Consider the following 25,912-nt stretch of genomic DNA (forward strand, 5'->3'; position numbering starts at 1 on the left):
CAAAGCTGTTGAGAAGCGGGCATGGCCAAACAGACTTCATTCTTCACCTCCATCAAACGTCTCTATCCGCACGTTAAACCGATCCTCCCCCGCCTCTTCATGGGGCTGATCAGCGCACTGCTGGCGAGCATCATGGCGCTGGCCATTCCACAGGTGCTGCGGGTTTTGGTCAACGGTTCCCTCCACCCGGGCGGCGCCAGCAACGACGTCTGGATTGCCGCCGTCGTCGTTCTGGCCATGGGCGTCGCCGAAGCCGGGCTGGTGGCGCTGCGGCGCCAGTTCGTCATCAATCCCGCAACCACCGTCGAAGCCAAAATGCGGGTCTCCCTCTATGGGCACCTCCAGGACCTCACCGTCTCATTCCACGACCGCTGGGGCTCAGGTCAGCTCCTGTCCCGTGCGATGACGGACTTGAACTTCCTGCGCCGCTGGATGGCCTTCGGCGCCATCATGCTGGTGGTGACCACACTGACCGTGGTGATCGGAGTCGTCGCAATGTTCACCATGAGCTGGCAACTGGCCCTGATCTTCCTGGCCGCCGCGGTACCCATCATGGTCAATTCGTTCCGCTTCCGCCGCCGGTTCGGCCTGGTCACGCGGCTCAGCCAGGACCAAGCCGGCGATCTCGCCACCACGGTCGAGGAATCAGTCCACGGCATCCGCGTGCTCAAGGCGTTTGGCCGCAGCCGTGAAGCGCTGGAGAACTTCAACGAGCAGGCCGAGGAACTGAGGCAGACCGAGATTGCCAAGGCCAAGCGCCAGGCCACGTTCACGCTCGTGGTCACGCTGCTGCCGGAGCTGGCGCTGGGCTTCGGCCTCGTGGCTGGCATCCTGCTGGTGTCCACAGGCGAACTCAGCATCGGCTCCCTGGTGGCCTTCTTCGCGACCGCGGCGGTAGTGGCATCACCGGTTGAATTCTCGGGGATGCTCCTAGCCATGGCGCTCACCGCCAAGACAGCCCTGGACCGCCATTTCGAGGTCATGGATACGCCGAATACCATCACGGACCCGGCAGAACCGAAGTCGCCCGCTGAAGTGCATGGCGCCTTGAGCTTCAACGGCGCCGCTTTCGCGTTCGACGACGGCGCCCGGCTCCTGCACGACATCACCCTGGACATCAATCCTGGCGAAACCATGGCCCTCGTGGGCATTACGGGCAGCGGCAAGAGCGCCTTGCTTCAACTGGTCCCCCGCCTCTACGACGTGACCGAAGGATCCGTGCGCATCGACGGCGTGGATATTCGCGACTTCAGCGTCGAGCAACTGCGGACCGTTGTGGCGGTGGCCTTCGAAGACACCACCCTGTTCTCCAGCTCGGTCCGGGACAACGTGCTGCTCGGCGCGCCAGAGACTTCCGAGGAAGCGCTGGAGGAAGCGCTCGACGTCGCGCAGGCGCACTTCGCGTATTCGCTGCCCGACGGCGTCGAGACCCTCATCGGAGAGGAAGGACTGAGTCTCTCCGGCGGCCAGCGGCAGCGGATCGCGCTTGCCCGGGCCATCGCGGCCAAACCGAAGGTCCTGGTCCTCGACGATCCACTCTCGGCCCTGGACGTCAACACCGAGGAACTCGTCGAGGCCAGGCTGCGCGAAGTCCTCCGTGACACCACCACGCTCATCGTCGCGCACCGGCCGTCCACCGTGGCCTTGGCAGACCGCGTGGCGCTGCTCCAGAACGGCCGCATCACCGCCGTCGGGACCCATACGGAACTCCTCGCCAACAACGCGCACTACCGCTACGTGATCGCCAGCCTCGACGCCGGTCCGAAGGACCTGGACCGCGAGCTCGACGAGCTCGAACACGAGCTGGACTCCGAACAACACATGGACCAAGCCGGGGAGGGCCGCCGATGAGCACCTTCGGAACAGCCAATGAAGACAATGCCCACCTGAGCCGGAGCGACAGCAAAGCAGTACGACGGCGGTCGGTCGCGTTGCTGGGATCCCTCATCCGCCCCGTGCGGCTGAGGTTCTGGCTGACGCTGGGCATGGTGGTGCTCTCACAGGCAACGCGGGTGGCTGGGCCCGCGATCATTGCCTTCGGCATCGACCACGCGCTTCCCTCACTGCTGGCCGGGAACAACATGCAGGTCATCATGGCCGGCGCCCTGTATGTAACGGCGGCCATCGCCACTGCGGTGCTGACGGCCCTCTATGTCACCTCCACCGCGAAGCTGAGCCAAGCCATGCTCCTTGACCTAAGGCTGAGGGTCTTCAGGCACACCCAGCGGCTTAGCCTGGAGTTCCACGAGAAGTACACGTCCGGACGCATCATTGCCCGGCAAACCTCGGACCTTGAGGCGCTGCGCGAACTGCTCGATTCGGGCGTCAGCTCGCTGGCTTCCGGGATCCTGTTCATGCTCTTCACGGCATTTACTGTGTTCGCCCTCGACTGGCGCAGCGGCCTCCTCATGCTCGCCACAGGCGTTCCCGCGTACTTCCTGGCGCGCTGGTACCAGAAGCACTCCCAGATCGCCTTCCGTGAATCCAGGGTGGTTTCCGCGAGGCTGATCGTGCATTTCGTGGAAACCATGACCGGCATCCGGGCCATCAAGGCATTCCGTAAGGAGCCGGAGAACGCCCAGCACTTTGCCGGGTTGTCCGAGGACTACCGCAAGGTCACCGTTCGCTCCATCAACCTCAACGGTGTCTTCCAACCGGGCCTGGTCCTGATCGGCAACGTGTGCGTGGCTGTGGTCCTGCTGTTCGGCGGCTTCCGGGTGCTCTCGGGAGACCTGGCAGTGGGCGTCCTCCTCGCGTTGATTCTGTCCACCAAACGCTTCTTTCAACCCGTCGACCAGATGGCCATGTTCTACAACTCGTTCCAGAGCGCGCAAGCCGCGCTGGAGAAGGTATCCGGCCTGCTCGAAGAAGTCCCCACGGTCCGGCCTCCCAAGAACCCCGTGCCTTTGCCCCATGCCCGCGGCGAAATCGACTTCCGGGGTGTGGAGTTCGGCTACGGGAACGGCAAAGTGGTGGTCCCCGAGCTGGACCTGCACATTCCTGCCGGGCAGACGGTTGCGCTGGTCGGACAGACGGGCGCCGGCAAGTCAACCTTCGCCAAGCTGATCGCCCGCTTCTACGATGTCACCGAAGGGTCCTTGACGCTCGACGGCGTTGACTTGCGGGAGCTCTCGACGGAGGACCTGCGCCGCGCCGTCGTGATGGTCACCCAGGAGGCCTTCCTCTTCAGCGGCTCGGTTGCGGACAACATCGCGCTGGGGCGGCCGGAGGCTTCCCGTGCTGAGATCGAAACCGCGGCCAGGGCGGTGGGTGCACACGACTTCATCTCGGCGTTGCCTGACGGCTACGATACCGACGTCAACAAGCGGGGCGGACGCGTCTCCGCGGGGCAACGGCAGCTGATCGGATTCGCCCGGGCGTTCATCGCGGCCCCTGCAGTACTCATCCTTGACGAAGCGACGTCTTCATTGGACATTCCCTCCGAACGCCTGGTCCAAGCTGGCTTGTCCAGGCTCTTGTCGGGTTCGGATTCCGGGCGGACGGCGATCATCATCGCCCACAGGCTCTCTACCGTGGAGACAGCAGACCGTGTCCTCGTGGTGCATGACGGGCTCATTGTGGAGGACGGCACGCCGGCTGAACTCATCAGCGCAGGAGGGCGCTTTGCCAGCTTGCACGGCGCTTGGAAGGACTCGCTGGTCTGATGCTGGAGCCCGCGTTCGATTTCGCATCCGGGCGGCCATCGGCTATTCTTGAACAGTTGCTTTCGCAGCGGATCGGGATGTAGCGCAGCTTGGTAGCGCGCTTCGTTCGGGACGAAGAGGTCGCAGGTTCAAATCCTGTCATCCCGACCAAAAATGGAAGGCCTTCCAGTCGGAAGGTCTTCTATTTTTATACACTGACTTTTTGGAAGATCTCCGAAAAGCGCAAAAACGTTCCATTGCCCGGTTTTCCTCGCCTCGCCCAGGGTTTAGAGACAAGTGTTGTTAACAACCGGTGCAATGATTCACGCTATATCACGGCACAAGCGGATCGCAGGGCAAAGAAATCCCCGGCGTGTCGATATCGGACACCCGGGGATTCTTCACTTCATTTGAATTATCAGGCAGCTCCCGGTCCTTCCGAAGCAGCCTTCGAGCCTCTTACACCGGGTCAGGCCAGTTGCCGATCGCCTGCGAGACCCTCATCGGGTCGGGCCAGTTGCCGATTGCCTGTGAGACGCTCATGGGATCCGGCCAGTTGCCGATTGCCTGCGAGACCCTCATCGGGTCAGGCCAATTACCAATGCTGAGCACCGTGCTGACGGTGTCTGCCACAGGGGATGCGGAAACTACGGCTGGCGCCGCGGCGGAGAATGCAAGAGCGCCTGCCAAGGCGACTGCTGCAGCAATCTTCTTCAACATATTTTTTCCTCAATGCGAGTCGGATTCGTTACGGAAATTTCGCGGTCCCTGTTGACATTCATTGTAAAATGTTTTCCACAGCTGCTGTCAAGGTTTAGGTCTAAAGACAGCGCAAAGACCAGCCTCTAGGAGGAACCCGTGGGGAACGGATTCGGGGAAAAGCTGCGCGCCGAAAGACTCGACCGCGGACTGACCCAAGCCGAATTAGGCAGGGACCTTTACTCACCCAGCTACATTTCGCTTCTTGAAACTGGCCGCCGGGAACCAACGGCCGAGGTCATTGAGGAGCTCGCCCGTCGTCTGGAGCTTGCACCGAAGGCCCTGGAGGCCTGGAGCCAGCCGGTGTCCGTCAGTGACGCCGAATACGTGCTCGCCGGGTTGTACGCCCGGCAAGCTTGGGACCTTAGAGACTACCCTCTTGCCGCGAGCCACGCATCAGCTGCCGCCCAAATCGCACTTGAAGCAAAGAACACCAGCGCCTGGTGGAACATGACGTACATGCAAGCCGAATGCGTCATGAAGCAAGGGCACTTGAAGGAATGCCAACAGATCATCCAGCATCTCCTGGAACATCCCATGGCAACCGAATCCGCAGGCCTCGGAGTCCGCGCGCGGCAGATGCTTGCCGCGGTGTGCCACGGCCAGGGCCAGTTGGCCACCGCCGTCGAACATGCCACGGAAGCCGTCAGGCTTTCCGCGCAGTTGCCGAAGGGGTCCACCCTGATCATCGGTGCACACCGGGCGCTCATCGGGGCACTGGCCGAGAGCGGCAGATTGGACGAAGCCTGGAAGTACTGCCAGGCCATGAACGATCAGATGGACGATCACTCCATGTCCCAGCTCGCAGGCGAGGTTGCCCTGGGTGGTGGGAAACGTAGCCTTCATGCGACACGACTACATCGAGGGGATCAAGCATCACGAACGTGCGGCCAAGTTGCTCTCCCCGCCAACGACATTGAACTGTGGGCCCGCTTCAACAAGGCATCGGCCGCCGTCCGGCTCTCCTCGGGAATCGTGGAGCCGGAGACGCTCTCGGCCATCGAAAGGGCCGAACTCGCTTTGTCCATTGTGGGCGGAAACAGGACGGACCAGCTGGAGGTTGCCTTCATCCGCGCCCGCTGGCTCTACCTGACGGGCGACATCCCCGCAGCCATTACCAAGTTGCGCGAAATCCACGCCGACCGCGACGTCCTGGCCCGTCACACGGCCGGCGAAGTCGCATTCCTCCTTGGCAAGGCGCTCAAAGCCGCCGGTGAAAACTCCGACGCCTTGATCCATCTCGAAGAAGCGCAACGCGATTTCACCGCTGCCGGAGCGGCAGACCGCGTCCAGCAAGCCATGGACTCCGTGCTCGAAATCCGGCTGGCAGAGCGCCGCGCGGCGGCGGGCTCAGGCGGCAGTGCGCAGTCGTCCCGAGCGAGCTAGAACTCGCGAGGGACAGCCTAGGCGCTGCAGCTAGACAAAAGTCCGGCCGGTCAGCTTCTCGTAAGCTTCCACGTAGCGGGAACGCGTCTTCTCGACGACGTCGGCCGGCAACGCGGGGGGCGGGGTGTCGCTTGAGCGGTCCCAGCCCGATTCCGCAGAGGTCAGCCAGTCACGCACAAACTGCTTGTCGTACGAGGGCTGTGCCTTGCCCGGCTCGTAGGTGGAAGCGTCCCAGAACCGAGAGGAATCCGGCGTCAGGACCTCGTCGCCCAAAGTGATGACACCGGTGGCAGTATCGATGCCGAACTCCACCTTCGTGTCGGCAAGGATGATTCCACGGGCGCGGGCGATCTCTTCCGCGCGCGTGTAGATCTTCAACGTGAGTTCACTCAAGCGGGCGGCGATATCGTCGCCCACCATAGCTACGACGTCGTCGTAGGTGATGTTCTCGTCGTGCTCGCCCACTTCAGCCTTGGCAGAAGGCGTGAAGATGGCGTGCTCAAGGCGGGAGCCGTCCACCAACCCCTCGGGCAGCGGAATGTCGCAGACGGTGCCTGATTGGCGGTACTCGGCCAGGCCGGAACCCGTGAGATACCCGCGGGCGATGCATTCCACGGGGAACATCTCCAGCCTCTTGCAGATCATCGCGCGGCCTTCGACTTCGGCCGGCACTCCCGTGGCTGCGGTGGAAGCCAGGACGTGGTGTTCCACGCCAAGCTGCTCGAACCACCACAGGCTGAGCTGCGTGAGGACCCGGCCCTTGTCGGGAATCTCGCTGCTCAGGACCTGGTCGTAGGCGCTGATGCGATCGCTGGCCACCACTAGGACGCGGTCCTGGGCGGCTTCATCGCCGGTGAAATCATCGGCGGGAACGTAGAGATCGCGAACCTTGCCGGAGTAGATGTGCTTCCACCCCGGAAGGTCGAGGGTTTCGGTCTGCAGGCCGTTTGCGTTGCTTTCAGGCATGGTTCAAGCCTTCACATTCGGGATGGCACCGGTGGCTGGGGAAACCACGTGGATCTCCCCGCGCGCAGCTTTGCCGGCGATATCGGTACGGAACTGTCCGCCGTCGAGCTGGACCAGCTCAACGCCGTCGTAAGCGCGCTCGCGCGCCTCCACGAGGTCGGTCCCCAGCGCCACAACGGCCAGCACCCGGCCGCCGGCGGAAATAATCCTGCCCTCGTCGTCCAGTTTGGTGCCGGCATGAATGACGTGGACGCCTTCGAGGGCGTCCACCTTGTTCAGGCCGCGGATGCGGTCCCCTGGCGGGGCGTGTCCGGGTAGTTTTCGGCGGCAACGACGACGGCGACAGCCGACTCCCTGGACCAGCGCAGCTCTTCGGCCTGGTCCAGTTCGCCCTTGGCAGCTGCCAGCATGAGGGCTCCGAGCGGGGTCTTGAGGCGGGCCAGGACGGCCTGGGTTTCGGGATCGCCGAAGCGGGCGTTGAATTCGATGACGCGCGTGCCACGGGAGGTCAAGGCCAAGCCGCAGTACAGGACACCGACGAACGGGGTGCCACGGCTAGCCATCTCGTCCACGGTGGGCTGGGCCACCCGGTCGATGACTTCCTGGACCAGACCCTCGGGTGCCCAGTCGAGCGGAGTGTATGCGCCCATGCCGCCGGTGTTGGGGCCTTCATCGTTGTCGAAAATGCGCTTGAAGTCCTGTGCCGGGGACAGCGGTACAGTGGTGCGGCCGTCGCACAGGACAAACAGGGAGACCTCGGGTCCGTCAAGGAACTCCTCGATCACTACCGTTCCGCCGGCGTCGAAGCACGTCTGTGCATGGGCGAGGGCTTCGTCGCGATCGTTGGTGACAACCACACCCTTGCCGGCGGCCAGTCCGTCATCCTTGACGACGTGCGGGGCGCCGAAAGTGTCCAGCGCGTCAGCGGCTTCGGCTGCGTTTGTTGCGACACGGGCCATCGCAGTGGGGACACCGGCCTCGGCCATGACTTCCTTGGCGAATGCCTTGGAAGCTTCGAGCTGCGCGGCGGCCTTGCTGGGACCAAAGACTGGAATGCCGGTTTCCCGGACGGCGTCGGAAACGCCCGCCGCGAGGGGGGCCTCAGGGCCGACCACAACCAGGTCGACCGCCAACTTTGTCGCAAGCGCTGCGACGGCGGCGGGGTCGTTGCCGTCAATCGCGTACGTGGGGACCAGCTTGGCGATGCCGGCGTTTCCCGGAGCCGAATGGACCTCGGAAACGTTGGGATCTTTAAGCAATGAGCGGACAATGGCGTGTTCGCGGCCGCCGGGGCCAATGACGAGTACCTTCACAGTCTTCAAGGGTACTTTGTGCGGGTGCCGGACTCCTAAGCTGTGTCCTCCACTGGACATGCCCACCCTTCGTTACGCCCCCACCCTTCGTTACGCCCCCACCCAGGAGCATGCTCCCTGCTGACCCCGAGCACCGGACATAACAGCCATATGCCCACTCCTGAGCACCAACGAGGGGCATGTCCAACCCATCCCGGGGTGCTGCCGCTACGAACAACCTGCATGAAGAAGCTCATGAACTGGCTCAAGGGGCCCACCGCATTGGCTGCACTGGCCGGGGTGGCCGCGGCCGGCGTCGTACTTTCCGTTGCGGAACTGATCGGCGCCTTTTTTACGGCCCGAGCCACTCCGGTGATTGCGCTGGGGTCCACGTTCATCGACTTCACGCCGCTGTGGATGAAGAACTTCGCTGTAGAGACGTTCGGCACCAATGACAAGGCCGCGCTGTTCGTGGGCATGGGACTGACCATCTTCTTGCTCGCCTGCGTGCTGGGCATTGTGGCCTACCGCAAGTGGGCGCTGGGCGTCTTGGGCGTTCTCGCCATGGGCGCGGTGATCGTGGCAGCAGTGGTGACCAGGGCCAGCGTCAAGCCGTTCGACGCGATACCGAGCCTGATCGGCACGTTGGCGGGCCTGGTGGTGCTGCGCTTTCTGGTCAAAAAGTTGTGGCGGCTCAAGTCCTTCCCTGACGCCCCTACCGACACCGCCGCCAAAGGCCTCGAGCGTCCCGCGACCACCCGCCGGACATTCTTCGCCGCTACAGGCATCTCCCTTGCCGCGGCGGCCATTGCAGCCGGCGGCGGTCGGTTCCTGAGCGCCGCACGCAGCAATGTGGCCAAGGCGCGGGATTCTTTGAAACTCCCCGCTCCGGCCCGGGCGGCAGCTCCGATTCCAGCCGGAGTCCAGTCCCCGACGCCGGGCGTCACTCCTTGGCTCACTCCGACCAAGGACTTCTACAGGATTGACACTGCACTCAGTGTTCCCGAGATCAACGCTCAAGATTGGGAACTGCGGATCCACGGGATGGTGGAACAAGAGGTCCGGCTGACGTTCCAAGACCTGCTCGACGCCCAATTGATCGAAACCCATGTGTCGCTCACCTGCGTGTCCAACCCCGTGGGCGGAAACCTGGCCGGCAACGCCAAATGGCTGGGAATGCCCCTCCGCGACGCACTCAAACAAGCCCGTCCGAAACCCGGAGCGGACATGGTCCTGTCCACTTCGATCGACGGTTTCAGCGCTTCTACCCCGTTGGAGGTTCTCCAGGATGGCCGGGATGCCATCCTTGCAATCGGCATGAATGGCGAACCCCTGCCGCTGGAACACGGTTACCCGGTGCGCATGGTGGTTCCCGGGCTCTACGGTTTCGTCTCCGCAACCAAGTGGGTAGTGGACCTGGAAGTCACGCGGTTCGCGGACAACAAGGCATATTGGACCACCCGAGGCTGGTCCGAGCGGGGTCCCATCAAGACCATGGCGCGCCTGGAAGTTCCCAAGTCCTTCGCGAAAGTTCCTGCTGGACGGGTCGCCTTGGGTGGCACGGCGTGGGCCCAGACCCGCGGCATCACCAAGGTTGAAGTCCAGATCGACAATAATGCGTGGGCCGAAGCAACCCTTGCTGCAGAGGCCTCCGTGATCACATGGCGGCAGTGGTCCTTCAATTGGGACGCCACCCCGGGACCGCACTACATCAAGGTCCGCGCCACCGACGGAACCGGCGCGCTTCAGACCGACAAGCGGGCGGATCCTGTCCCGGATGGCGCCGCGGGATGGCAGTCCGTCATGGTGACCGTGGAGTAGCCGGGGAAGACGGTTCATGCACCCTAGACTTGAATCATGCCCTTGAGTTCGCATGAAACCTTCAGCGTTGAGTCCGCCGTCGAATTGGCAGTGATTGAACGCAGCGGATTCATCGAATCGAGACATATCGGATCCGCCGTCGTCCTCTCCAGCGACGGCTCCGTGGTGACCCAGCTCGGCGACATCACCACCCCCATCTATGCCCGCTCGGCGCTCAAGCCTTTCCAAGCCCTGGCGTCGATGCAGTCCGGCGTTCCCCTGCGTGGCGCCCAGGTAGCCTTGGCCTGCGCCAGCCATGTGGGCTCGCTTGACCACATGGACGTGGTGGAAGGCATGCTCAAGGCAGCTGGCGTCAGGGAAGATCAGCTGCAATGCCCGGCGGCGTGGCCACAAGACGAAGTTGCCCGCAATTGGTTGATCCGCTCGGAGCACGGCAAGTCCAAGCTCGCCTTCACCTGTTCAGGAAAGCACGCTGCGTTTCTTTGGGCCTGCACCGAAAACGGTTGGGACACGCACAGTTACCTGGAACCGAACCATCCCCTGCAGCAGCGCGTGCGGTCAGTGATCGAAGAATACAGCGGCGAGCAGATCGCCCACCTGGGCATTGACGGCTGCGGTGCGCCGGTGGCAGCGCTTTCCCTCACTGGTTTGGCGCGGGCTTATTCGCGTTTGGCCCAAGCACCCCGGGACCAGAGCTCGAACGCCCGCGCAGCAACCATCGCCACGTCCATGCTGGACTACCCGTGGGCAGTGCAGGGTCGCGGGGAAGCGAACACCATTGTCATGGACGAACTCGAAGTGCTTGCCAAGGGTGGCGCGGAAGGTGTCCTTGTCCTGGCGACCCCCGCGGGCGCCTCGGTCGCGGTGAAGATCCTGGACGGGAACCCCCGCGCGGCAACCCTCGTCGGGCTGACGCTTCTCGCTGTTGCAGGCGCGGTGGATATTCCCGGTGTCTCCAGCGTGCTCGAAAAGGTCGTGGAACCCGTCCTCGGCGGCGGCCACGCCGTCGGCAGGATCCGCCTTGGCCACGCCGTCTCAGCAATGCTGGACTGACGGGGCGCCGGGAATGGCAGTAGCACGACGCCGGATCGACGTCGCAGAAGGCCGTGCGGCACTCGCAGCGTGGCAGGATGCCAATGGGCAGAAAACCGGGCAGGAAGCCGGGCCGGGGACACCGCCGTCGCGCACTATGTTGGCAACCGCGGTGCGCTACTCGCTCGAGGAGCTCACTGCCCGCGCCCCCGGCAACTCCGTGGAGGTTCGGGTGCCGCCCTTCGGCGTCACCCAGTGCGTCGAGGGCCCCCGCCACACGCGCGGCACGCCGCCTAACGTCGTCGAGTGCGACGCCGCCACCTGGCTCGAGATGGTGACCGGCCGCTTGACGTGGACAGCCGCCGTCGACGCAGGCCGGGTAGCCGCCTCGGGACTCCGCGCCGACTTGTCGGAGCTACTCCCGCTTAACGAGTTTGTGTACAGCTGATGCCCCTTAAGAGTCGTCTTAAGGGGCATCAGCTGTACACAAACTACGAAGGGCGCTTAGTCGGGACTGACCGACGGGCTCCTATGTTGGCCCGGCTTGCTCATCTCGAACTGCGGGATCTCATCCGACGTCGGGCCGCCGCGGAACTTGGGCGATGGCTCACGGCCTTCGCTGAGTCGCTCGATTTCCTGCTCTTCGAAGGCTTCCTCGGCCCCGAGCATGATCGCGGAGTCCTCGTTGGTAATTTCGCCATTGAAGGCGCGAACCATGACGTCCCGATCGAACTGGCCTTCCCACTTTGCGACGATGAAGGTCGCCACGCAGTTGCCGAGAAGGTTGACCACAACACGCATGGAGTCCATCAAGCGGTCGGCGCCCAGCAGCAGGGCGACGCCGGCAACAGGGAAGATCCCCAGGGCAGCCGCGGTGGCGGAGAGCGCAAGGAACGAGGAACCCGGGACGCCGGCCATGCCCTTGGAGGTCAGGAGCAGGACACCGAGAGCCGCGAGCTGCTGGCCGAGATCAAGGTGGTGGCCGAAGGCTTGGGACAGGAACAGCAGCGAGATCGAAAGGTAGATCGCGGCGCCGTCGAGGTTGAAGGAGTAGCCCGTGGGGACCACCAGTCCGGTGGTGGCGCGCGAGCAGCCTGCGTTGGTCAGCTTGGTCATGATGCGTGGCATGACCGCCTCGGTGGAGGCCGTGCCTAGCGCCAGGAGGAATTCCTCACGGGTGTACTTCAGGAACTGCCAGAGCGGCACCCGTGCGAAGCTCCAGGCCACCACGAACAGCAGGCCGATAAAGACGATGGCTGCCCCGTAGCAGCACGCGATCAGAAGCGCATAAGTGCCCAGCGTGTCGAGTCCATATTGGCCGATGATGAACGCCATGGCGCCAAACGCACCGATGGGCGCCACCTTCATGATCCAGGACATGATCTTGAAGATCAGTTCCAGGACGGTTTCCATGAGGTTGATCACCGGGAGGCAACGTTGACGCCCGATGACGACGATAGCCGCACCAAAGAACACCGAGAAGAAGAGCACCTGGAGCAGGCTGTTGTTCGCGAACGCCCCGATCACCGACGTCGGGATGATGTCCAAAAGGAAGGAAGCTGCGTCCTTAGGCGGCGTGGTCCCTGTCTTGGCATTCAACGCGTCCTGAGACAGCGTGCTGGGATCGATATGCAGTCCGGCACCGGGCTGGACCAGGTTTCCGACGATCAGGCCGAAAACCAGGGCGAAAAGAGTGGCGCCGGTGAAGTACAAGAGTGCCTTGACCCCGACCCTTCCGACCGCCTTGACGTCGCCCACTGCCGAGATTCCCGTGACGATCACGAGGAAGATCAGCGGAGCGATGATCATCTTGATGAGTTGAATAAAACCATCGCCCAGTGGCCGGAGGGCGGACCCGATATTCGGCCAAAAATGGCCGATGAGTACACCTGCGACGACGGCGATCAGAATTTGGAAGAAGAGCGACCTGTACAGAGGCTTCTTCTTCCGCGGGGCCGAACTCGCCTTCAGCGCCGCAGAGTCTGGGATCTTCATTGATCTGAACCAATCATTTGGGAACTGCCCCTGATTTCGGGGATGAATTCAATGTAATCCCGCTCACACGATTCCACAAGGGGAGATTCAAATTTCACAATGTGGAACTTTTGAGAATCCTTCGCCAGCCCCTCTGAGTTTGTGTACAGCTTGTGTCCCCTTAGGGCCGCCATAAGGGACATGAGGTGTACACAAAATCAACGGAACCAACCCTGCTTCCGCAGCGCCTGCGATACCCGGGCAACAACCCAGTCCGGCCCGCGCTTCATATCGAGCTTGTTGATCTTGACTTGCCGCCAACCTGCTTCGGAGATGCGCTGGTCCCGGTACGCATCCAAGGCCTGCTGCTCCGGTGAAAGGTGATGAAGCCCTTCGTATTCCAGGCAGGTCCGGTACGCGGGGCATCCCAGATCCGTCCAAACCGGCTTGCCCAGGACGTCGGGTACAGGGAAATTCGGCGTGAACTCAGGCAACCCGGCGTCGTCAAGGACCAACCGGAGCGTGGTCTCGGGCGGCGAGTCGACGCCCACACGTAAACGCTCCAAGGCGAGACGAGCCTTGCGCACGCCGTGGACACCATTGGCCTTGGCCACGAACTCGTGCAGCTCCGCCAGCGTCACCATGGCAATCCGAGGCGGTCCAAAGGTGCGGGCATGCTCGCTGACAATCGCGTCACCAGCCACGATGAGGTCGTCCATCGGCAGCATCGTGGCCAAGTCCACCCACGTCCGCGCCACCGATGTCAGCACCACGCCATGCAACTCCATCAGGTCACCATCGCGGATCTTGAGCCGATGCCCCGCCACGCCTTTGCGACGCGGGAGGGAGAGGTGTCGGTGCCGGGAAAGGTGCAGGAACCGCCCAGGTTCGCGGAAATGCGGACCGCTTTTGGGTCCCCACGGGACGGGTTCGACGACGGCGGTCACCGGGCCGCCGTCGTCGGGCCTGAACTCCGCCCACGGCGGCAGGGGAACGCCGTGGATCTCGGCCGAACTGACATGGCTCACAAAGTCACCCTCATGGAGCGAAAGATGGGGGCGCGCCAGATCCAGGATGGACTGGACCCGTCCGCTGGGGACACGAAGCCCCCGGCTTGGACATACCAGGTCACGGGCGCGCAGCCGCTTTGCAGGCACACCGAGCTCCACCGCCGCCTCAACCTCGAACGCATGCTTGGACAGCCCCCTGGGAAGTTCGGACATTTTGCGCATGCCCTATTGAGGCACAAATCCAGATCCCAAAATCGGTTATCCACAGGCTGGCTTCTCCGGGGCCAAGTTTGTGTACAGCTTGTGTCCCTTAAGAAGGGTTTTAAGGGACACGAGCTGTACACAAACTCCGGGGGCTAGCCGCGGCCTACGAACGGCATCCCGGCCGCAGTCACCACCACGGAACCGACATTCGCCGACGCCGGCATGTTGGCCATCATGAGCACGGCGCGGGCGGCGTCCTCAACGGGAAACATGGGTTCCACACGCCGGCTGCCATCGGCCTGGAGCGCGCCGGAGCCCACGCCGATGGTGTCCATGATCTCCGTGCGGGTATTTCCAATGTCGATCTGCCCGCAGGTGATGCCAAACGGACGCCCGTCCAACTCAATGCTCTTAGTCAGGCCGCTCATGGCGTGCTTGCTCACGGTGTACGCAACGGACAATGGCCGCGGCGAATGTGCCGAAATGGAGCCGTTGTTGATGATGCGCCCACCTTTCGGTTCCTGCGCCTTCATGGTCCGCACAGCCTCGGCCGCGCACAGCATGGAGCCGGTCACGTTCACCTCCAGCGTGGCATTCCAATCGGCCACACTGATTTCGTCCACGCCGCCGGAAGGACCGAAGATCCCCGCATTGTTGAACAGGACATCAACTCTCCCCCAGCGCTGGCGGGCCGCCGCGAAAAGGCGCGCGACGTCGTCGGGCGCTGTTACATCGCACGGCACCACAAGCGCCTCGGGGTGACCATCAGCGGTTTCCAGAAGCTGCGCTTCCCGCCGTCCGGCGAGGGCAACGCGGTAACCGTCCTGCAGGAGAAGCCGGGCAACTGCCCGCCCAATCCCGGAACCAGCTCCGGTGACGACGGCGACCCGAAGCTGGGTGGGGATGGGTTCGCTCACGCGGTTCTCCTGCTGGTTAGTGTGCAACGTCCGCTGTGGGCGCGGCCGCTGTGGTCGAGTCCTTCATGGTCAGGGGCCAGCCTATGACGGTCTTGGGACGCGGCGCGGCATAGGTTCGAACTTTGGACGTGGACAGGCCCATACGGACGAGCGACTCGGCGATTGTCACAGCGGCCGCCACTCCATCCACCACGGGGACCCCGCAGCGTTGGCGGATTTGTTCGTCGAGTCCTGCCATGCCGCCGCAGCCGAGGACGATCACTTCGGCTTTGTCGTCGCGAACGGCGCGTTCGGCCTGTTCCACAATGGCTTCGACCGCCCGGTCCGGGTATTCCTCCAGTTCCAGGACGGCCATGCCGCTCGCGCGGACGGAAGCGCATCGCTCGTCCAGACCGGCGAGCTTGAGGCGGTCCTCGATGAGCGGAACGGCGCGATCCAAGGTGGTGACCACCGAGTATTTGTGGCCGAGGAACATCGCGGTGCTGGCTGCGGCCTCGGTGATGTCCACCACCGGGACGTCGAGGAGTTCCTGGAGGCCTTCGCGGCCGTGCTCGCCGTAGCCGGCCTGGATGACGGCGTCGAACGGTTCGGGATAGTTGACCACGGCGTCCATGACGGCGATGGCGGCAAGGTAGCTTTCAAAGTTCCCTTCGCAGGAATCGGCGCCGAACCGCGGGGTGATGCCGATGATTTCGGTGCCGGGAGCGGCAATGCTTCGCGCCTGGGCTGCGATGGAATCCGTCATGGATTGGGTGGTGTTGACGTTTGCGACAAGGATGCGCATGGGTTCTTCCTGGGTGTTAGTGGTTGCTGACGACGGCGATCGGCTCGCCGGAGACGTCGCTGTGCTGCTGCTTCTTGTCTGCAAGGAGGTAGTAGCACAGCGCTCCGAGGCCGGCACCAAAGAACCAGGCGAACGGCGCCACGGCCCCCAGTGCGGGAATGAACGCGATCAGGATAGCGACGACGGCGGCAGGAACCAGGGCGGTGATCGCCCGGGGGTTGACGCCGCGCTTGTAGAAGTAGGTTCCTGAGGGATTGTCCGTATAAAGGTCAAGGACGTTGACTTTGCCGCGGCGCAGGAGCCAGTAATCGGCCATCACGACGCCGAACAGCGGGCCAAGCAGCGCGCCGAGTCCGCCCAGGAAGTACTCGATCACCAAGGGGTTGTTGTAGAGGTTCCACGGCAGGATGATGAGGCCGATGGTTCCGCTGACCCAGGCTGCCTTGCGGAAGTTCAGGTGCTTGGGGAAGAGGTTGGTCAGGGCATAGACCGGTGCGACGAAGTTGGCCATGAGGTTCACAGCGATGGTCAGGATCAGCAGTGCAAGGCAAGCCAAGACGAGGAAGAGCGTGTTGGGGATGCTCTGCACGATGTCCGAGGGGCTTTCGATGATCTTGCCGTTGATCTTGTACTGTCCGCCGGCCAGAATAACCACGATTGCGCCGAACATCAGCATGTTGATGGGGATGCCCCAGAAGTTGCCGCGAACAATCGACTTCTTGGTCACTGAGGAACGGGTGAAGTCGCAGAAGTTCAGCACGAAGGTGCCGTAGATGGAGACCCAAAGCGCGCCGCCTGCAAAGATGGTGCGCCACATTTCCCCTCCTTCGAGGCCCTTGATGCCGGACCACTGAATGGCTCCGCCAGCCTCCGTGAAAACCCAGATTGCGAGGGCAAGCATGGTGGCGAGAATGATGGGGCCCGCGAAGGCCTCGTACTTGCGGATCATTTCCATGCCGAAGCTGACAATGACCAGCTGGATAATCCAGAGCGAAACGAAGGCGATCCAGCCAAGGGTGGACAGGCCAAGGATCGAGTTGGAATCCATATCCTTCAGCCCGGGGACCATCGCGACCAGCATGACGCGAAGTACCACGGAGGCGAGGTAGGTCTGGATCCCGAACCAGGCAACGGCTACAGCCCCGCGGATCAGGCTGGCCAACTGGGCGCCGCGGATGCCGAAACTGATCCGGCTCATCACGGGGAAAGGGACGCCGGTCTTCTGGCCCATGAATCCGGAGAAGGTCAAGAGCGTGAACAGCAAGACCGCGCCGATGCCAAGGGCCACGAGGATTTGCCACCCGCCCAGGCCAAGCGAGAAGAGGCCAATGGCGAACGCGTAGTTGCCAAGGCTGTGAACGTCGTTGGCCCAGAGGGTGAAGATGCTGTAACTGGTCCAGCGCCTTCCCTCTTTCTTGGTGGGCGCGAGGTCCAGGTTGTAGAGGCTGGGGCTGATGGTGCGTCCTGCTGCCTGGGACGCTACATCGCAGAGGGTTTCATTTCCCGCTGACGGATGTACCGAACTGTGTGGCAGCGTGGTCTGCTCCGGAGCCGTGGTGACGCCGACTGGGGGAGTCGATTGCATCGTGGATCTCCACTTCTTTGTGGGGCTCAACTAGGCTCCATACGATTGAGAGGTTGTGAAGTATTTTCACATCGCGGAATCTAGTTATTGAATAGTGAAATAACTGTATGAGCTACGTCACCTTTGCGTCAAGGGCGCACCCCTCGACCAGGGTCACAATCGGCACGCTGGGGCTCTGCGGCCCTGCGTGGCACTAGCCTCTGCGGCGTCGGATTGACGCTCAGCGAACGTGTAGCTAATCTCGAATTACAGAATTTTATTCTCACAATACGAAATTTCTATACACGTTTCAGCGCGCACTACAGTGCAAGCGCCCAGACATTCAATGAAGAGAGGTTGGACGTGGCTGCAGGAGAAGAGACCTCACACATCCTTAGCGGGTTGACTTCCCAGCTGCCTGATCGTGATCCGGAAGAGACTGCCGAGTGGGTTGAGTCTTTGGATGCGTTGATCAGGGAGCAGGGCACGGAGCGGGCGCAGTTCATCATGCGCAGCCTGCTTCAGCGGGCGGGGTCCCAGTCGGTGGGGGTGCCGATGGTGACGACCACCGATTACGTGAACACGATCCCGGCGGACCAGGAACCGGAGTTCCCTGGCAACGAGGAGTTCGAGCGCCGGTACCGGGCGTACATGCGCTGGAACGCGGCCGTGATGGTCCACCGGGCGCAGCGGTCCGATATCGGGGTGGGCGGGCACATCTCGACCTATGCCGGGGCCGCGACCCTGTACGAGGTCGGCTTCAACCACTTCTTCCGCGGCAAGGACCACCCCACGGGCGGGGACCAGGTGTTCTTCCAGGGACACGCGTCCCCGGGCATGTACGCCAGGGCGTTCATGGAAGGCCGGCTGTCCGAGGAGGACCTGGACGGGTTCCGGCAGGAAAAGTCCAAGGAAGGCCACGCGCTCTCGTCCTACCCGCACCCGCGCCTGATGCCCTCGTTCTGGGAATTCCCGACCGTGTCCATGGGCATCGGGCCGATGAACGCGATCTACCAGGCCCAGTCCAACCGCTACCTGCAGGACCGGGGCCTGAAAGACACCTCGGGCCAGCAGGTCTGGGCGTTCCTGGGCGACGGGGAAATGGACGAGCCCGAGTCCCGCGGCCTGCTCCAGCTCGCCGCGAACGAGAACCTGGACAACCTGAACTTCGTGATCAACTGCAACCTCCAGCGCCTGGACGGCCCGGTCCGGGGCAACGGGAAGATCATGCAGGAACTCGAAGCGTTCTTCCGCGGCGCGGGCTGGAACGTGATCAAGGTCGTCTGGGGCCGGGAATGGGATGACCTCCTGGCCAAGGACACCGACGGGTCCCTGGTGAACATCATGAACGAAACCGTCGACGGCGACTACCAGACCTACAAGGCCGAATCCGGCGGGTTCGTCCGCGAACACTTCTTCGGGAAGACCCCGGCCACCAAGGACATGGTCGCGGACCTCTCCGATGACCAGATCTGGGGCCTCAAACGCGGCGGACACGACTACCGCAAGGTCTACGCCGCGTACAAGGCAGCGACCGAGTTCAAGGGCAAACCCACCGTGATCCTGGCCAAGACCGTCAAGGGCTACGGACTCGGACCCCACTTCGAGGGCCGCAACGCGACCCACCAGATGAAGAAACTCACCATGGCAGACCTCAAGGAATTCAGGGATTACCTCAGGATTCCTATTTCTGACGCCCGCCTGGAGGAGGATCTTTACAGCCCTCCGTACTACCACCCCGGCACCGACGCACCCGAGATCGCCTATCTCCTTGAACGCCGGGCGGCGTTGGGAGGATCGGTCCCCGAGCGGCGTGCCAACCACGCCCCGGTTGAGCTTCCCGAAGCAAAGACCTTTGACGTCGCCAAGCGGGGTACGGGCAAGCAGCAGGCCGCCACCACCATGGCCTTCGTGAGACTCCTGAAGGACCTGCTCCGCGACAAGAAGTTCGGCCACCGGATTGTTCCCATCGTGCCGGATGAATCCCGCACCTTCGGCATGGACGCGTTCTTCCCCACCGCGAAGATCTACAACCCCAAGGGCCAGAACTACCTCTCCGTGGACCGGGACCTCGTCCTGGCCTACAAGGAATCCCCCCTGGGACAACTCATCCACCCCGGCATCAACGAAGCCGGCGCCGTCGCGGCCTTCACCGCCGCCGGCACCGCCTACGCCACCCACGGCGAACCCCTCGTGCCGATCTACGTGTTCTACTCCATGTTCGGCTTCCAACGCACCGGAGACTCCTTCTGGGCCGCCGCGGACCAGATGACCCGCGGCTTCATCATCGGAGCCACCGCAGGACGGACCACCCTCACCGGCGAAGGGCTCCAACACGCCGACGGCCACTCCCCCCTGCTCGCCTCCACCAACCCCGCGGTCCGCACCTACGACCCCGCCTACGGCTACGAAATGGGCCACATCATGCGCGACGGCATCGAGCGCATGTACGGGCCGGACTCCGAAGACCGCAACCTCATGTACTACCTCACGGTCTACAACGAACCCATCACCCAGCCCGCGGAACCGGAGAACCTCGATGTCAACGGGGTGCTGAAGGGCATCTACCTGCTGAACCCGGCCGAGCCAGCTGGCCTGGACGATAAGCGACCACGGGCTCAGATCCTCGCCTCCGGCGTCTCCGTCCCCTGGGCACTGGAAGCCCAGCGCATCCTGGCCCAGGACTGGGGCGTCTCCGCCGACGTCTGGTCCGTGACTTCCTGGAACGAACTCCGACGCGACGGACTCGCCGCCGAAGAACACGCCTTCCTGAACCCCGGCGAAGAACCCCGGACCCCCTTCGTCGCCCGGCAACTCGCCGGCGCCACCGGACCGGTCATCGCCGTCACCGACTACATGAAGGCCGTCCCGGACCAGATCCGCCAATTCATCCCCAACGAATTCGCCTCCCTCGGCGCCGACGGCTTCGGATTCTCCGACACCCGCCAAGCCGCACGGCGCTTCTTCAAAAACGACACCCACTCCGTCGTCGCGAAAGCCCTCCAACTCCTCGCGGCGAGGGGCGAGGTAGACCCGAGTGCGCCGTCGTACGCCATTGACCGCTACAAGCTGCTGGACGTTACCGCCGGCACCACCGGCGGGGCTGGAGGCGACAGCTAAGCCGGCTCTTCACGGTTCGTGGTGATTGTTCTGCCGTGATGGATGTTCATGCCGCTGTTCTGGCGGCACTGCGCAACAGGATACGCGTTTTGTAGTTGCGTGGGTTGGTGAATCCCCGGCCTGTCCGTTTGATGTGTTTGATGGCTGTGTTGTTTGCTTCTACTTTCGCCGTGGTCGCACCGGTGACGATGAGGACTTCGATTTCTTTCCACCATCGGCAGATCGTGCGCCAGAGCCGGTTCGTTTCCGGCTGCGCGGCTCGTTCGACCAGATTCTGCAGGTGGGCTTTCGCGGTGGCCGCGTCGGCAAGAGACCCGGTGGCGAGCAGCGTCCGGAGCTGCTCTTTGACCAGCCAGGCAGCCTGTAGCTTCCCGGTGGCGTCGTCGGTGGCGAACACGGTGCTGAGCTTGTTCCGTGCCCGGTCTGAGAGCGTGTCGCCGCCGCGCAGGAGCAGCCGCCGGTTGGCCCAGACCGGATCGATGGAGCGTCCCCGCCGGCCACGGACCTGCTGGGTGAGTCGTTGCCGGACTTCGGTGAGCATGTCGTTGCCGAGCTTGACCAGGTGGAACGCGTCGACCGAGACGGCGGTGCGCGGGAGCCACATCCGTAGGGCCTTGCGGAATGCCGCCGACGGGTCGATCGCGACGACCTGCACGCCCATGCGCCACTGAAGCGGCCGGGCGAACAGCCAGTCTCCGACGCCTTCGCTGTCGCGGCCGTCCACGATCCCGAGCACTTGTCCGGTGTCCAGATCGACAATGGTGGTCATCCAGGGTTCGTACCGTTTCCAGGCGTTCGTTTCGGGATCGCGGAAGAACCGCACCGACCGGTAGCGGTGTTCATCGATGCCGAGCATTCGTGGCGCGAGGACATCCACGTCAGGCAGTGTCAGCGCCGCGGAGTCCAGGGCTCGCTGGACCAGCCACCATGAGACGCCGAACGAGGAGGCCGCTTCCGCGGCGGCCCTTCCGGATCCGATGACGGCGGCCACGAGGGCGTCGCGAAGCCGGCGGGTGGACCGTGCGCGGCGCGGCACCTGGGCGGTCTCCTCGGCGAATGTCCTGCGCGGGCACAGATACTCATCGCAGAAGAATCTCCGCTTGGACCAGATCACTTCGACCGGGCCGGCGACAGGGATGTCGCGCACACGTTGGGGCCGGCGTGAATGCACGCGGGTGCTGATGACGCCACAAGACGGGCAGCCGGCCTCGGCGGTGGCTTCGATGCGGACCCGTCGCTGTCCGAATGCGAGGATCTCGGTATCGGTGACGCGGTAGTCGGGCAGATTGAAGAGGGCGGTGGCAGCATCGGGGCGCGGGGAAGTAGGCTCGATCAAGGCTCGTAGCTCCTGACTCTTGATGAATGCGTAGAGAACATCCATCACAGCAGGGCTACGAGCCCTTCAGCTTTCAAGACACGGAATCCGTTTCACCACGAACCACGGAGAGCCGCTAAGCCCGGCAGGTCTCCGCAAAAAACAATCGGCGGTAGTGCTCCATGAGCACTACCGCCGATTTGTTATTGCGCTCCTAGCGAGCGGTGATCCACCACGAATCCTGTGGCGGCATTCTCCCTGACTGCGTTGATTCCGGCCACGAGGGCCGCAATATCCGGGAACTTGGGCGACACCGCCACGACGGTTCCATCATCGGCCTTCAATCGGAATCGAAAGGATTGCTCCCCTGCTGTCAGGATTTCGAAAATGCCAGACATAAAACCTCTTTCCACCGCGGATGCGTCTTTGCACCCTCTTCGATGACCACTGACTCTCGTGAAGTCCCTAAGAGAATATCGGCCATGGGAGCCTGCCAGAAGGCCTACCCGTGGGTAATATTCAACCTTTTTCGGTAGACCTAAAAATAGTGCAAGACCTACAAGGAAAGCTTGGAAAAACCAGTGGATATGGTGAATGCATGAAAACTTCCAGCCCAGTTCCCACCACTGGCGTGCTGTTGGCCGGCGGCGCAGGGACTCGCCTGGGCCTCGGGCCCAAGGCCCTGTTGCCGTTCCGCGGCCGCACCTTGGTGGAAGTGCTCGCCAAGACACTGCTCGACGGCGGATGCCGCGAGGTGGTGGTGGTGCTCGGTGCCGGCGCCGGGGATGTCCGCGGCGCGACGGACTTGGACGACTATCTTGTGGTGGACAACCCGGAGTGGGCATCGGGTATGGCCAGTTCGTTCCGGACAGGGGTCGCTGCGGCTGCACCCGGGCACAACGTTTTGATGGCATTGGTGGACCAGCCCGGGTTGACCCCCGGCGTCGTCGCCAGGCTCCTTGCCGCGCACCAAGCCGGCCGTGTGACGGCAGCGGGATACCCGGAAGCCGGGCTATTGGAGGCCGTCGTCGAGGGTGGCCACACAACAAAACGCCGGCGCGGCCACCCCTTGATCATCGACGCTACGCTCCGTGCCGACGTCGCCGAGTCCGCCGCGGGCGACGCCGGAGCGCGCCGCTTCCTCAAAGCGCACCCCGGGCTGGTGGATGTCATCGACTGCAGCGACCTGGCCGCCGGATCAGATCTGGACACCAAGGAGCAACTGCACCTTCTGAGGGACCAGCCACCCGGGCATTAGGGGGACACGGGAACCTTGGCGGCGTCCTTCAGCGCCAAGTAGATCTTGTCCCGCGAGATGGGGAGCGCCGGGAACCGCACGCCGGTAGCGTTCCGGATGGCGTTGGCCAGGGCGGGCGCCACTGGGTTGAACGGGCTCTCGCTCATGGACTTCGCACCGAGCGGCCCCATTTGGTCGTTCGTTTTCGCGAAGTACACCTCGCTGCGGGGCACGTCTGCGAAGGAAGGGATGTGGTACTGCCGGAGGATGTCGGTGGTGACCTTGCCGGCGTCGTTCACGCGGACTTCCTCATACAGCGCGACACCCAGCGCCTGGGCAATTCCGCCTTCCACCTGCCCGCGGCACTGCCGGGGATTGACCACGACGCCGGCATCCGCGGCCTGGACGCTCTGCAGGATCCGCAGCTCCCCCGTACCGGTATTCACGGCCACCCGGAAACCGTGAACGTTGAAGGCGACCGAACGCGGGGTCCCGCCCCAACGCCCCTCGGTGGCGAGGTCCACGCCCTGCTGCTGCGCGGCGTCGTACACCTCGCTGAGCGTAATCAGCCGGTCTGTTCCGCCAAAGCTGCAGCGCACCGCAGCGGCTTCGAGCACGCAATCTGCCTCCGGCACGCCGGCGTACGCTGCAGCCACACCAAGGATCCGGAGCGCGAGATCCTGCGCCGCGAGCAAGGTAGCTTGCCCGGCCACCACTGTGCCTGCGGAGCCGAACGCGCCGGTATCGTGCTCCACGAGGTCCGTGTCGGATTGGCGCACCGCCACCCGCGAAGCCGTCGTGGAGAGGGCGGTAGCGGCCAGTTGGGCGTGCACCGTAGTGGTGCCGTTGCCGAATTCGGCGGTCCCGACGGCGGCGTCGAACGTGCCGTCCGGAAGGAGCCTCAGGCGCGTGTGGGCGAAGTGACCGCGCGGCGGGACGGTGTCGATCATGGACAGCGCGGCGCCGACGCCGGTGACCCACTCCGGGCCCAGATCGTCGAGACCGGCGTTCCGGTACCGTTCCCCACCCCGGTCCAGGGCATCCCTGACCAAAACGACACACTGGTCCAGGCCGTAGCTTCCGTAGAAAACGTCCTCTTCCGGTTCAGGGTTCGTCGAGAGCATGTGGTCACCCGGCCGGACCATGTTCTTGAGGCGGAACTCCAGGGGATCCATGCCGATTCCGATGGCGAGCTCGTCCACCGCGGATTCAATAGCGAAGATCATCTGGCTCAGCCCGTAGCCGCGGAAGGCACCTGCGGGAACCGTGTTGGTGTAGACGGCCTGGGCGTCCACCTTTTTGTTGTCGCATTTGTAGACGGCCAAGGATTCGCCACAACCATGGAACATCACCCCGGGCGCGTGGTTTCCGTATGCTCCCGTGTTGGTGACGACGTCCAGGTGCAACGCGGTCAGGTGACCGTCGCGGCTGGCCCCGGCCTTGATCTTGATGGTGAACGGATGGCGGGTGGTGGTTGCCGTGAACTGCTCGGTGCGGGTGAATTCAAGCTGCACCGGCCTCCGCAGCTTGAGGGCCGCCATGGCCACGAGGTCCTCGGTGAGCACTTCCTGTTTGCCGCCGAAGCCGCCTCCCACCCGGCCGGCCACCACGCGGACGCGCTCTTCGGGAAGGTCAAAGACACGTGCCAGGGTGCGGCGTGCCAGGAACGGAACTTGGCTCGAGGAGCGAACCACCAAGCGGTCCTCCCCCGGCTTCTCGGACGGCTCCAACCACGCGATGGAAGCATGCGTTTCCATCGCGACGTGCTGGACCCGCTGGGTTTGGTACGTGTTCTCATGGATGAAATCAGCTGCCGCGAAACCGGTCTCCACGCTCCCTAGCTCGGAGTGAAGCTCCGCCACGACGTTGTTCTCCGGACGGGAAATCCGGGCAATTTCCCCGTCTTTCTCACCGTGGATCGCGGGCGCGCCGGGCAGCAACGCGTCCTGCGGCGAAAAGACCGCGTCAAGAAGCTGGTACTCCACCTCGAGCGCGCGGGCCCCGGCTTCCGCAGCGCCCACCGATTCGGCGACGACGGCGGCAACCCGCTGGCCGATGAAACGCACCACGTCGTCGAGGACCCGGGTGTCGTCGGGGTCATCGGTATAAAGCTCGTGCTGGGCCGTGGAGAACAGCTGGGCCGGGGCGTCCTCGTGCGTGAAGACGGCGACGACGCCAGGTACCTCGAAGGCCGCGCTCGTATCAATCGAGACAATCCGGGCGTGCGCATGCGGCGAGCGCAACAGCTTCAAGTGCAGCAGTCGCTGGGAGCTGCTCCGCAGGTACGTCGAGGGTGTAGCGGGCAGTCCCGGTCACGACGGCGTGGCCCGCCGGGGCCGGGACGTTGTCACCGAGCTGGCCCGCGTTGGACCCTACTGCCACGCCGTTGGCTGCCGATCCGTTGGCTGCAACACCGGCGTCTGAAGACCCGGGCCCATGTTCGTGGCTCCCGCACACAGCGTCCGCAATGGACCGGTAGCCTGTGCAGCGGCACAGGTTCCCTTTGAGGTTACGGGGCAGGTTGGCTTTCTGTTCCTCGTCGAAGGTGGCGGCGGTCATCATCATGCCTGCCGTGCAGAAGCCGCATTGGAAACCCTGGTGTTTCAGGAACTGCTGCTGCACCGGATGGAGTTCTCCTCCGCTGGAGAGGCCTTCGACACTGGACAGGCCTTCGATTGTCGTCACCGAGTGCCCCTCGGCGCGGACCGCAGGGTAGATGCAGCTGTGCACGGGTTTGCCGTCGACGTGGACGGTGCAGGCGCCGCAGTCGCCGCCGTCGCACCCTTTCTTGACGCCGAAGTTGCCTTGTTCCCGCAGGAATGTCCGCAGGCACTGGCCTGGCCGGGGTGTGGCCTCGGTGGCGGTTCCGTTGATCTCAATTGCCATG

16 protein-coding genes, 1 tRNA gene and 3 pseudogenes are annotated in these 25,912 nt (G+C 63.6%); 9 read left to right on the plus strand and 11 right to left on the minus strand.

The genetic code is table 11. The annotated features are described in order from the left end of the window. Positions 1–21: 21 nt before the first annotated feature. The 3 genes from ACF0H6_RS08695 to ACF0H6_RS08705 all read left to right on the plus strand — a co-directional run bounded on the left by ACF0H6_RS08695 (position 22) and on the right by ACF0H6_RS08705 (position 3,815). Positions 22–1,851, plus strand: a complete 1,830-nt coding sequence (locus ACF0H6_RS08695; RefSeq protein WP_395249248.1) for an ABC transporter ATP-binding protein — start codon at positions 22–24, stop codon at positions 1,849–1,851. Continuing rightward, positions 1,848–3,665, plus strand: a complete 1,818-nt coding sequence (locus ACF0H6_RS08700) for an ABC transporter ATP-binding protein (protein WP_395249249.1) — start codon at positions 1,848–1,850, stop codon at positions 3,663–3,665. The genes ACF0H6_RS08695 and ACF0H6_RS08700 overlap by 4 nt, the downstream gene beginning before the upstream one ends. Positions 3,666–3,738: 73 nt before the next feature. Next, positions 3,739–3,815 (plus strand) — tRNA-Pro (locus tag ACF0H6_RS08705). Positions 3,816–4,103: 288 nt separating this feature from the next. Here the strand turns inward: ACF0H6_RS08705 and ACF0H6_RS08710 are convergent. Next, positions 4,104–4,364 (minus strand): hypothetical protein, encoded by a 261-nt coding sequence (locus tag ACF0H6_RS08710; RefSeq protein WP_395249250.1) that lies wholly within the window; start codon positions 4,362–4,364, stop codon positions 4,104–4,106. Positions 4,365–4,502: 138 nt separating this feature from the next. Between ACF0H6_RS08710 and ACF0H6_RS08715 the strand changes: the two are divergent. Next, positions 4,503–5,789 (plus strand): annotated as a pseudogene (locus tag ACF0H6_RS08715) (helix-turn-helix domain-containing protein). A 30-nt stretch (positions 5,790–5,819) separates the two neighbouring features. Here the strand turns inward: ACF0H6_RS08715 and ACF0H6_RS08720 are convergent. Both ACF0H6_RS08720 and purD read right to left on the minus strand, forming a co-directional pair. Then, positions 5,820–6,755, minus strand: a complete 936-nt coding sequence (locus ACF0H6_RS08720; protein ID WP_395249251.1) for a phosphoribosylaminoimidazolesuccinocarboxamide synthase — start codon at positions 6,753–6,755, stop codon at positions 5,820–5,822. A 3-nt stretch (positions 6,756–6,758) separates the two neighbouring features. After that, positions 6,759–8,068: pseudogene (gene purD, locus ACF0H6_RS08725) on the minus strand (phosphoribosylamine--glycine ligase). A 222-nt stretch (positions 8,069–8,290) separates the two neighbouring features. Here purD and ACF0H6_RS08730 point away from each other — a divergent pair. Genes ACF0H6_RS08730 through ACF0H6_RS08740 form a run of 3 tightly spaced genes read left to right on the plus strand, consistent with a single transcriptional unit; the run spans position 8,291 to position 11,348 of the window. Then, entirely contained in the window at positions 8,291–9,868 is a 1,578-nt protein-coding gene (locus ACF0H6_RS08730) for a molybdopterin-dependent oxidoreductase (protein WP_395249252.1), read from the plus strand. A 36-nt stretch (positions 9,869–9,904) separates the two neighbouring features. Further along, positions 9,905–10,921, plus strand: coding sequence for an asparaginase (locus tag ACF0H6_RS08735; RefSeq protein WP_395249253.1), 1,017 nt, complete (start codon positions 9,905–9,907; stop codon positions 10,919–10,921). A 13-nt stretch (positions 10,922–10,934) separates the two neighbouring features. After that, positions 10,935–11,348: a sterol carrier family protein gene (locus ACF0H6_RS08740; protein ID WP_395249254.1), complete on the plus strand. Its 414-nt coding sequence runs from the start codon at positions 10,935–10,937 to the stop codon at positions 11,346–11,348. Between the two features lie 56 nt (positions 11,349–11,404). Here the strand turns inward: ACF0H6_RS08740 and ACF0H6_RS08745 are convergent, their stop codons facing one another. From ACF0H6_RS08745 to ACF0H6_RS08765, 5 genes are all read right to left on the minus strand, one after another. Further along, positions 11,405–12,895: a cation:dicarboxylate symporter family transporter gene (locus tag ACF0H6_RS08745; RefSeq protein ID WP_395249255.1), complete on the minus strand. Its 1,491-nt coding sequence runs from the start codon at positions 12,893–12,895 to the stop codon at positions 11,405–11,407. A 197-nt stretch (positions 12,896–13,092) separates the two neighbouring features. Next, entirely contained in the window at positions 13,093–14,097 is a 1,005-nt protein-coding gene (locus ACF0H6_RS08750) for an endonuclease domain-containing protein (RefSeq protein WP_395249256.1), read from the minus strand. A gap of 143 nt (positions 14,098–14,240) precedes the next feature. Next, complete coding sequence (locus ACF0H6_RS08755; protein ID WP_395249257.1) at positions 14,241–15,005, minus strand: SDR family oxidoreductase; 765 nt, start codon at positions 15,003–15,005, stop codon at positions 14,241–14,243. 16 nt (positions 15,006–15,021) lie between these two features. Continuing rightward, positions 15,022–15,789, minus strand: coding sequence for an aspartate/glutamate racemase family protein (locus ACF0H6_RS08760; protein ID WP_395249258.1), 768 nt, complete (start codon positions 15,787–15,789; stop codon positions 15,022–15,024). Positions 15,790–15,805: 16 nt separating this feature from the next. Then, a complete protein-coding gene (locus tag ACF0H6_RS08765) occupies positions 15,806–17,374 on the minus strand; it encodes an NCS1 family nucleobase:cation symporter-1 (protein ID WP_395249913.1) in 1,569 nt (522 codons plus the stop codon). Between the two features lie 342 nt (positions 17,375–17,716). Here ACF0H6_RS08765 and aceE point away from each other — a divergent pair, with 342 nt between their 5' ends. After that, positions 17,717–20,473, plus strand: a complete 2,757-nt coding sequence (aceE, locus tag ACF0H6_RS08770; protein WP_395249259.1) for a pyruvate dehydrogenase (acetyl-transferring), homodimeric type — start codon at positions 17,717–17,719, stop codon at positions 20,471–20,473. A gap of 46 nt (positions 20,474–20,519) precedes the next feature. Here aceE and ACF0H6_RS08775 read toward each other — a convergent pair whose 3' ends face one another. Beyond that, a complete protein-coding gene (locus ACF0H6_RS08775; protein WP_395247984.1) occupies positions 20,520–21,809 on the minus strand; it encodes an ISL3 family transposase in 1,290 nt (429 codons plus the stop codon). Between the two features lie 182 nt (positions 21,810–21,991). Then, complete coding sequence (locus ACF0H6_RS08780; RefSeq protein ID WP_395249260.1) at positions 21,992–22,186, minus strand: YegP family protein; 195 nt, start codon at positions 22,184–22,186, stop codon at positions 21,992–21,994. A gap of 200 nt (positions 22,187–22,386) precedes the next feature. Between ACF0H6_RS08780 and nboR the strand changes: the two genes are divergently transcribed. Then, the gene (gene nboR, locus ACF0H6_RS08785) at positions 22,387–23,046 is read left to right on the plus strand and encodes a nicotine blue oxidoreductase (protein ID WP_395249261.1); all 660 of its coding nucleotides are present in this window, start codon (positions 22,387–22,389) and stop codon (positions 23,044–23,046) included. Here nboR and ACF0H6_RS08790 read toward each other — a convergent pair. Beyond that, positions 23,043–25,911, minus strand: a pseudogene (locus ACF0H6_RS08790) (molybdopterin-dependent oxidoreductase). The gene nboR and the pseudogene ACF0H6_RS08790 sit on opposite strands and share 4 nt — an antisense overlap. Position 25,912 lies beyond the last annotated feature (1 nt).

Source organism: Arthrobacter sp. NA-172, from assembly GCF_043952055.1.
Classification (GTDB): Bacteria; Actinomycetota; Actinomycetes; order Actinomycetales; family Micrococcaceae; genus Arthrobacter.

Bases quoted from the DNA above. Each gene is read 5' to 3' on its own strand.
- ACF0H6_RS08695 (WP_395249248.1), top strand. From the start codon at position 22: ATGGCCAAACAGACTTCATTCTTCACCTCCATCAAACGTCTCTATCCG.
- ACF0H6_RS08700 (WP_395249249.1), top strand. From the start codon at position 1,848: ATGAGCACCTTCGGAACAGCCAATGAAGACAATGCCCACCTGAGCCGG.
- ACF0H6_RS08710 (WP_395249250.1), bottom strand. From the start codon at position 4,364: ATGTTGAAGAAGATTGCTGCAGCAGTCGCCTTGGCAGGCGCTCTTGCA.
- ACF0H6_RS08720 (WP_395249251.1), bottom strand. From the start codon at position 6,755: ATGCCTGAAAGCAACGCAAACGGCCTGCAGACCGAAACCCTCGACCTT.
- ACF0H6_RS08730 (WP_395249252.1), top strand. From the start codon at position 8,291: ATGAAGAAGCTCATGAACTGGCTCAAGGGGCCCACCGCATTGGCTGCA.
- ACF0H6_RS08735 (WP_395249253.1), top strand. From the start codon at position 9,905: ATGCCCTTGAGTTCGCATGAAACCTTCAGCGTTGAGTCCGCCGTCGAA.
- ACF0H6_RS08740 (WP_395249254.1), top strand. From the start codon at position 10,935: ATGGCAGTAGCACGACGCCGGATCGACGTCGCAGAAGGCCGTGCGGCA.
- ACF0H6_RS08745 (WP_395249255.1), bottom strand. From the start codon at position 12,895: ATGAAGATCCCAGACTCTGCGGCGCTGAAGGCGAGTTCGGCCCCGCGG.
- ACF0H6_RS08750 (WP_395249256.1), bottom strand. From the start codon at position 14,097: ATGTCCGAACTTCCCAGGGGGCTGTCCAAGCATGCGTTCGAGGTTGAG.
- ACF0H6_RS08760 (WP_395249258.1), bottom strand. From the start codon at position 15,789: ATGCGCATCCTTGTCGCAAACGTCAACACCACCCAATCCATGACGGAT.
- ACF0H6_RS08765 (WP_395249913.1), bottom strand. From the start codon at position 17,374: ATGCAATCGACTCCCCCAGTCGGCGTCACCACGGCTCCGGAGCAGACC.
- ACF0H6_RS08780 (WP_395249260.1), bottom strand. From the start codon at position 22,186: ATGTCTGGCATTTTCGAAATCCTGACAGCAGGGGAGCAATCCTTTCGA.
- nboR (WP_395249261.1), top strand. From the start codon at position 22,387: ATGAAAACTTCCAGCCCAGTTCCCACCACTGGCGTGCTGTTGGCCGGC.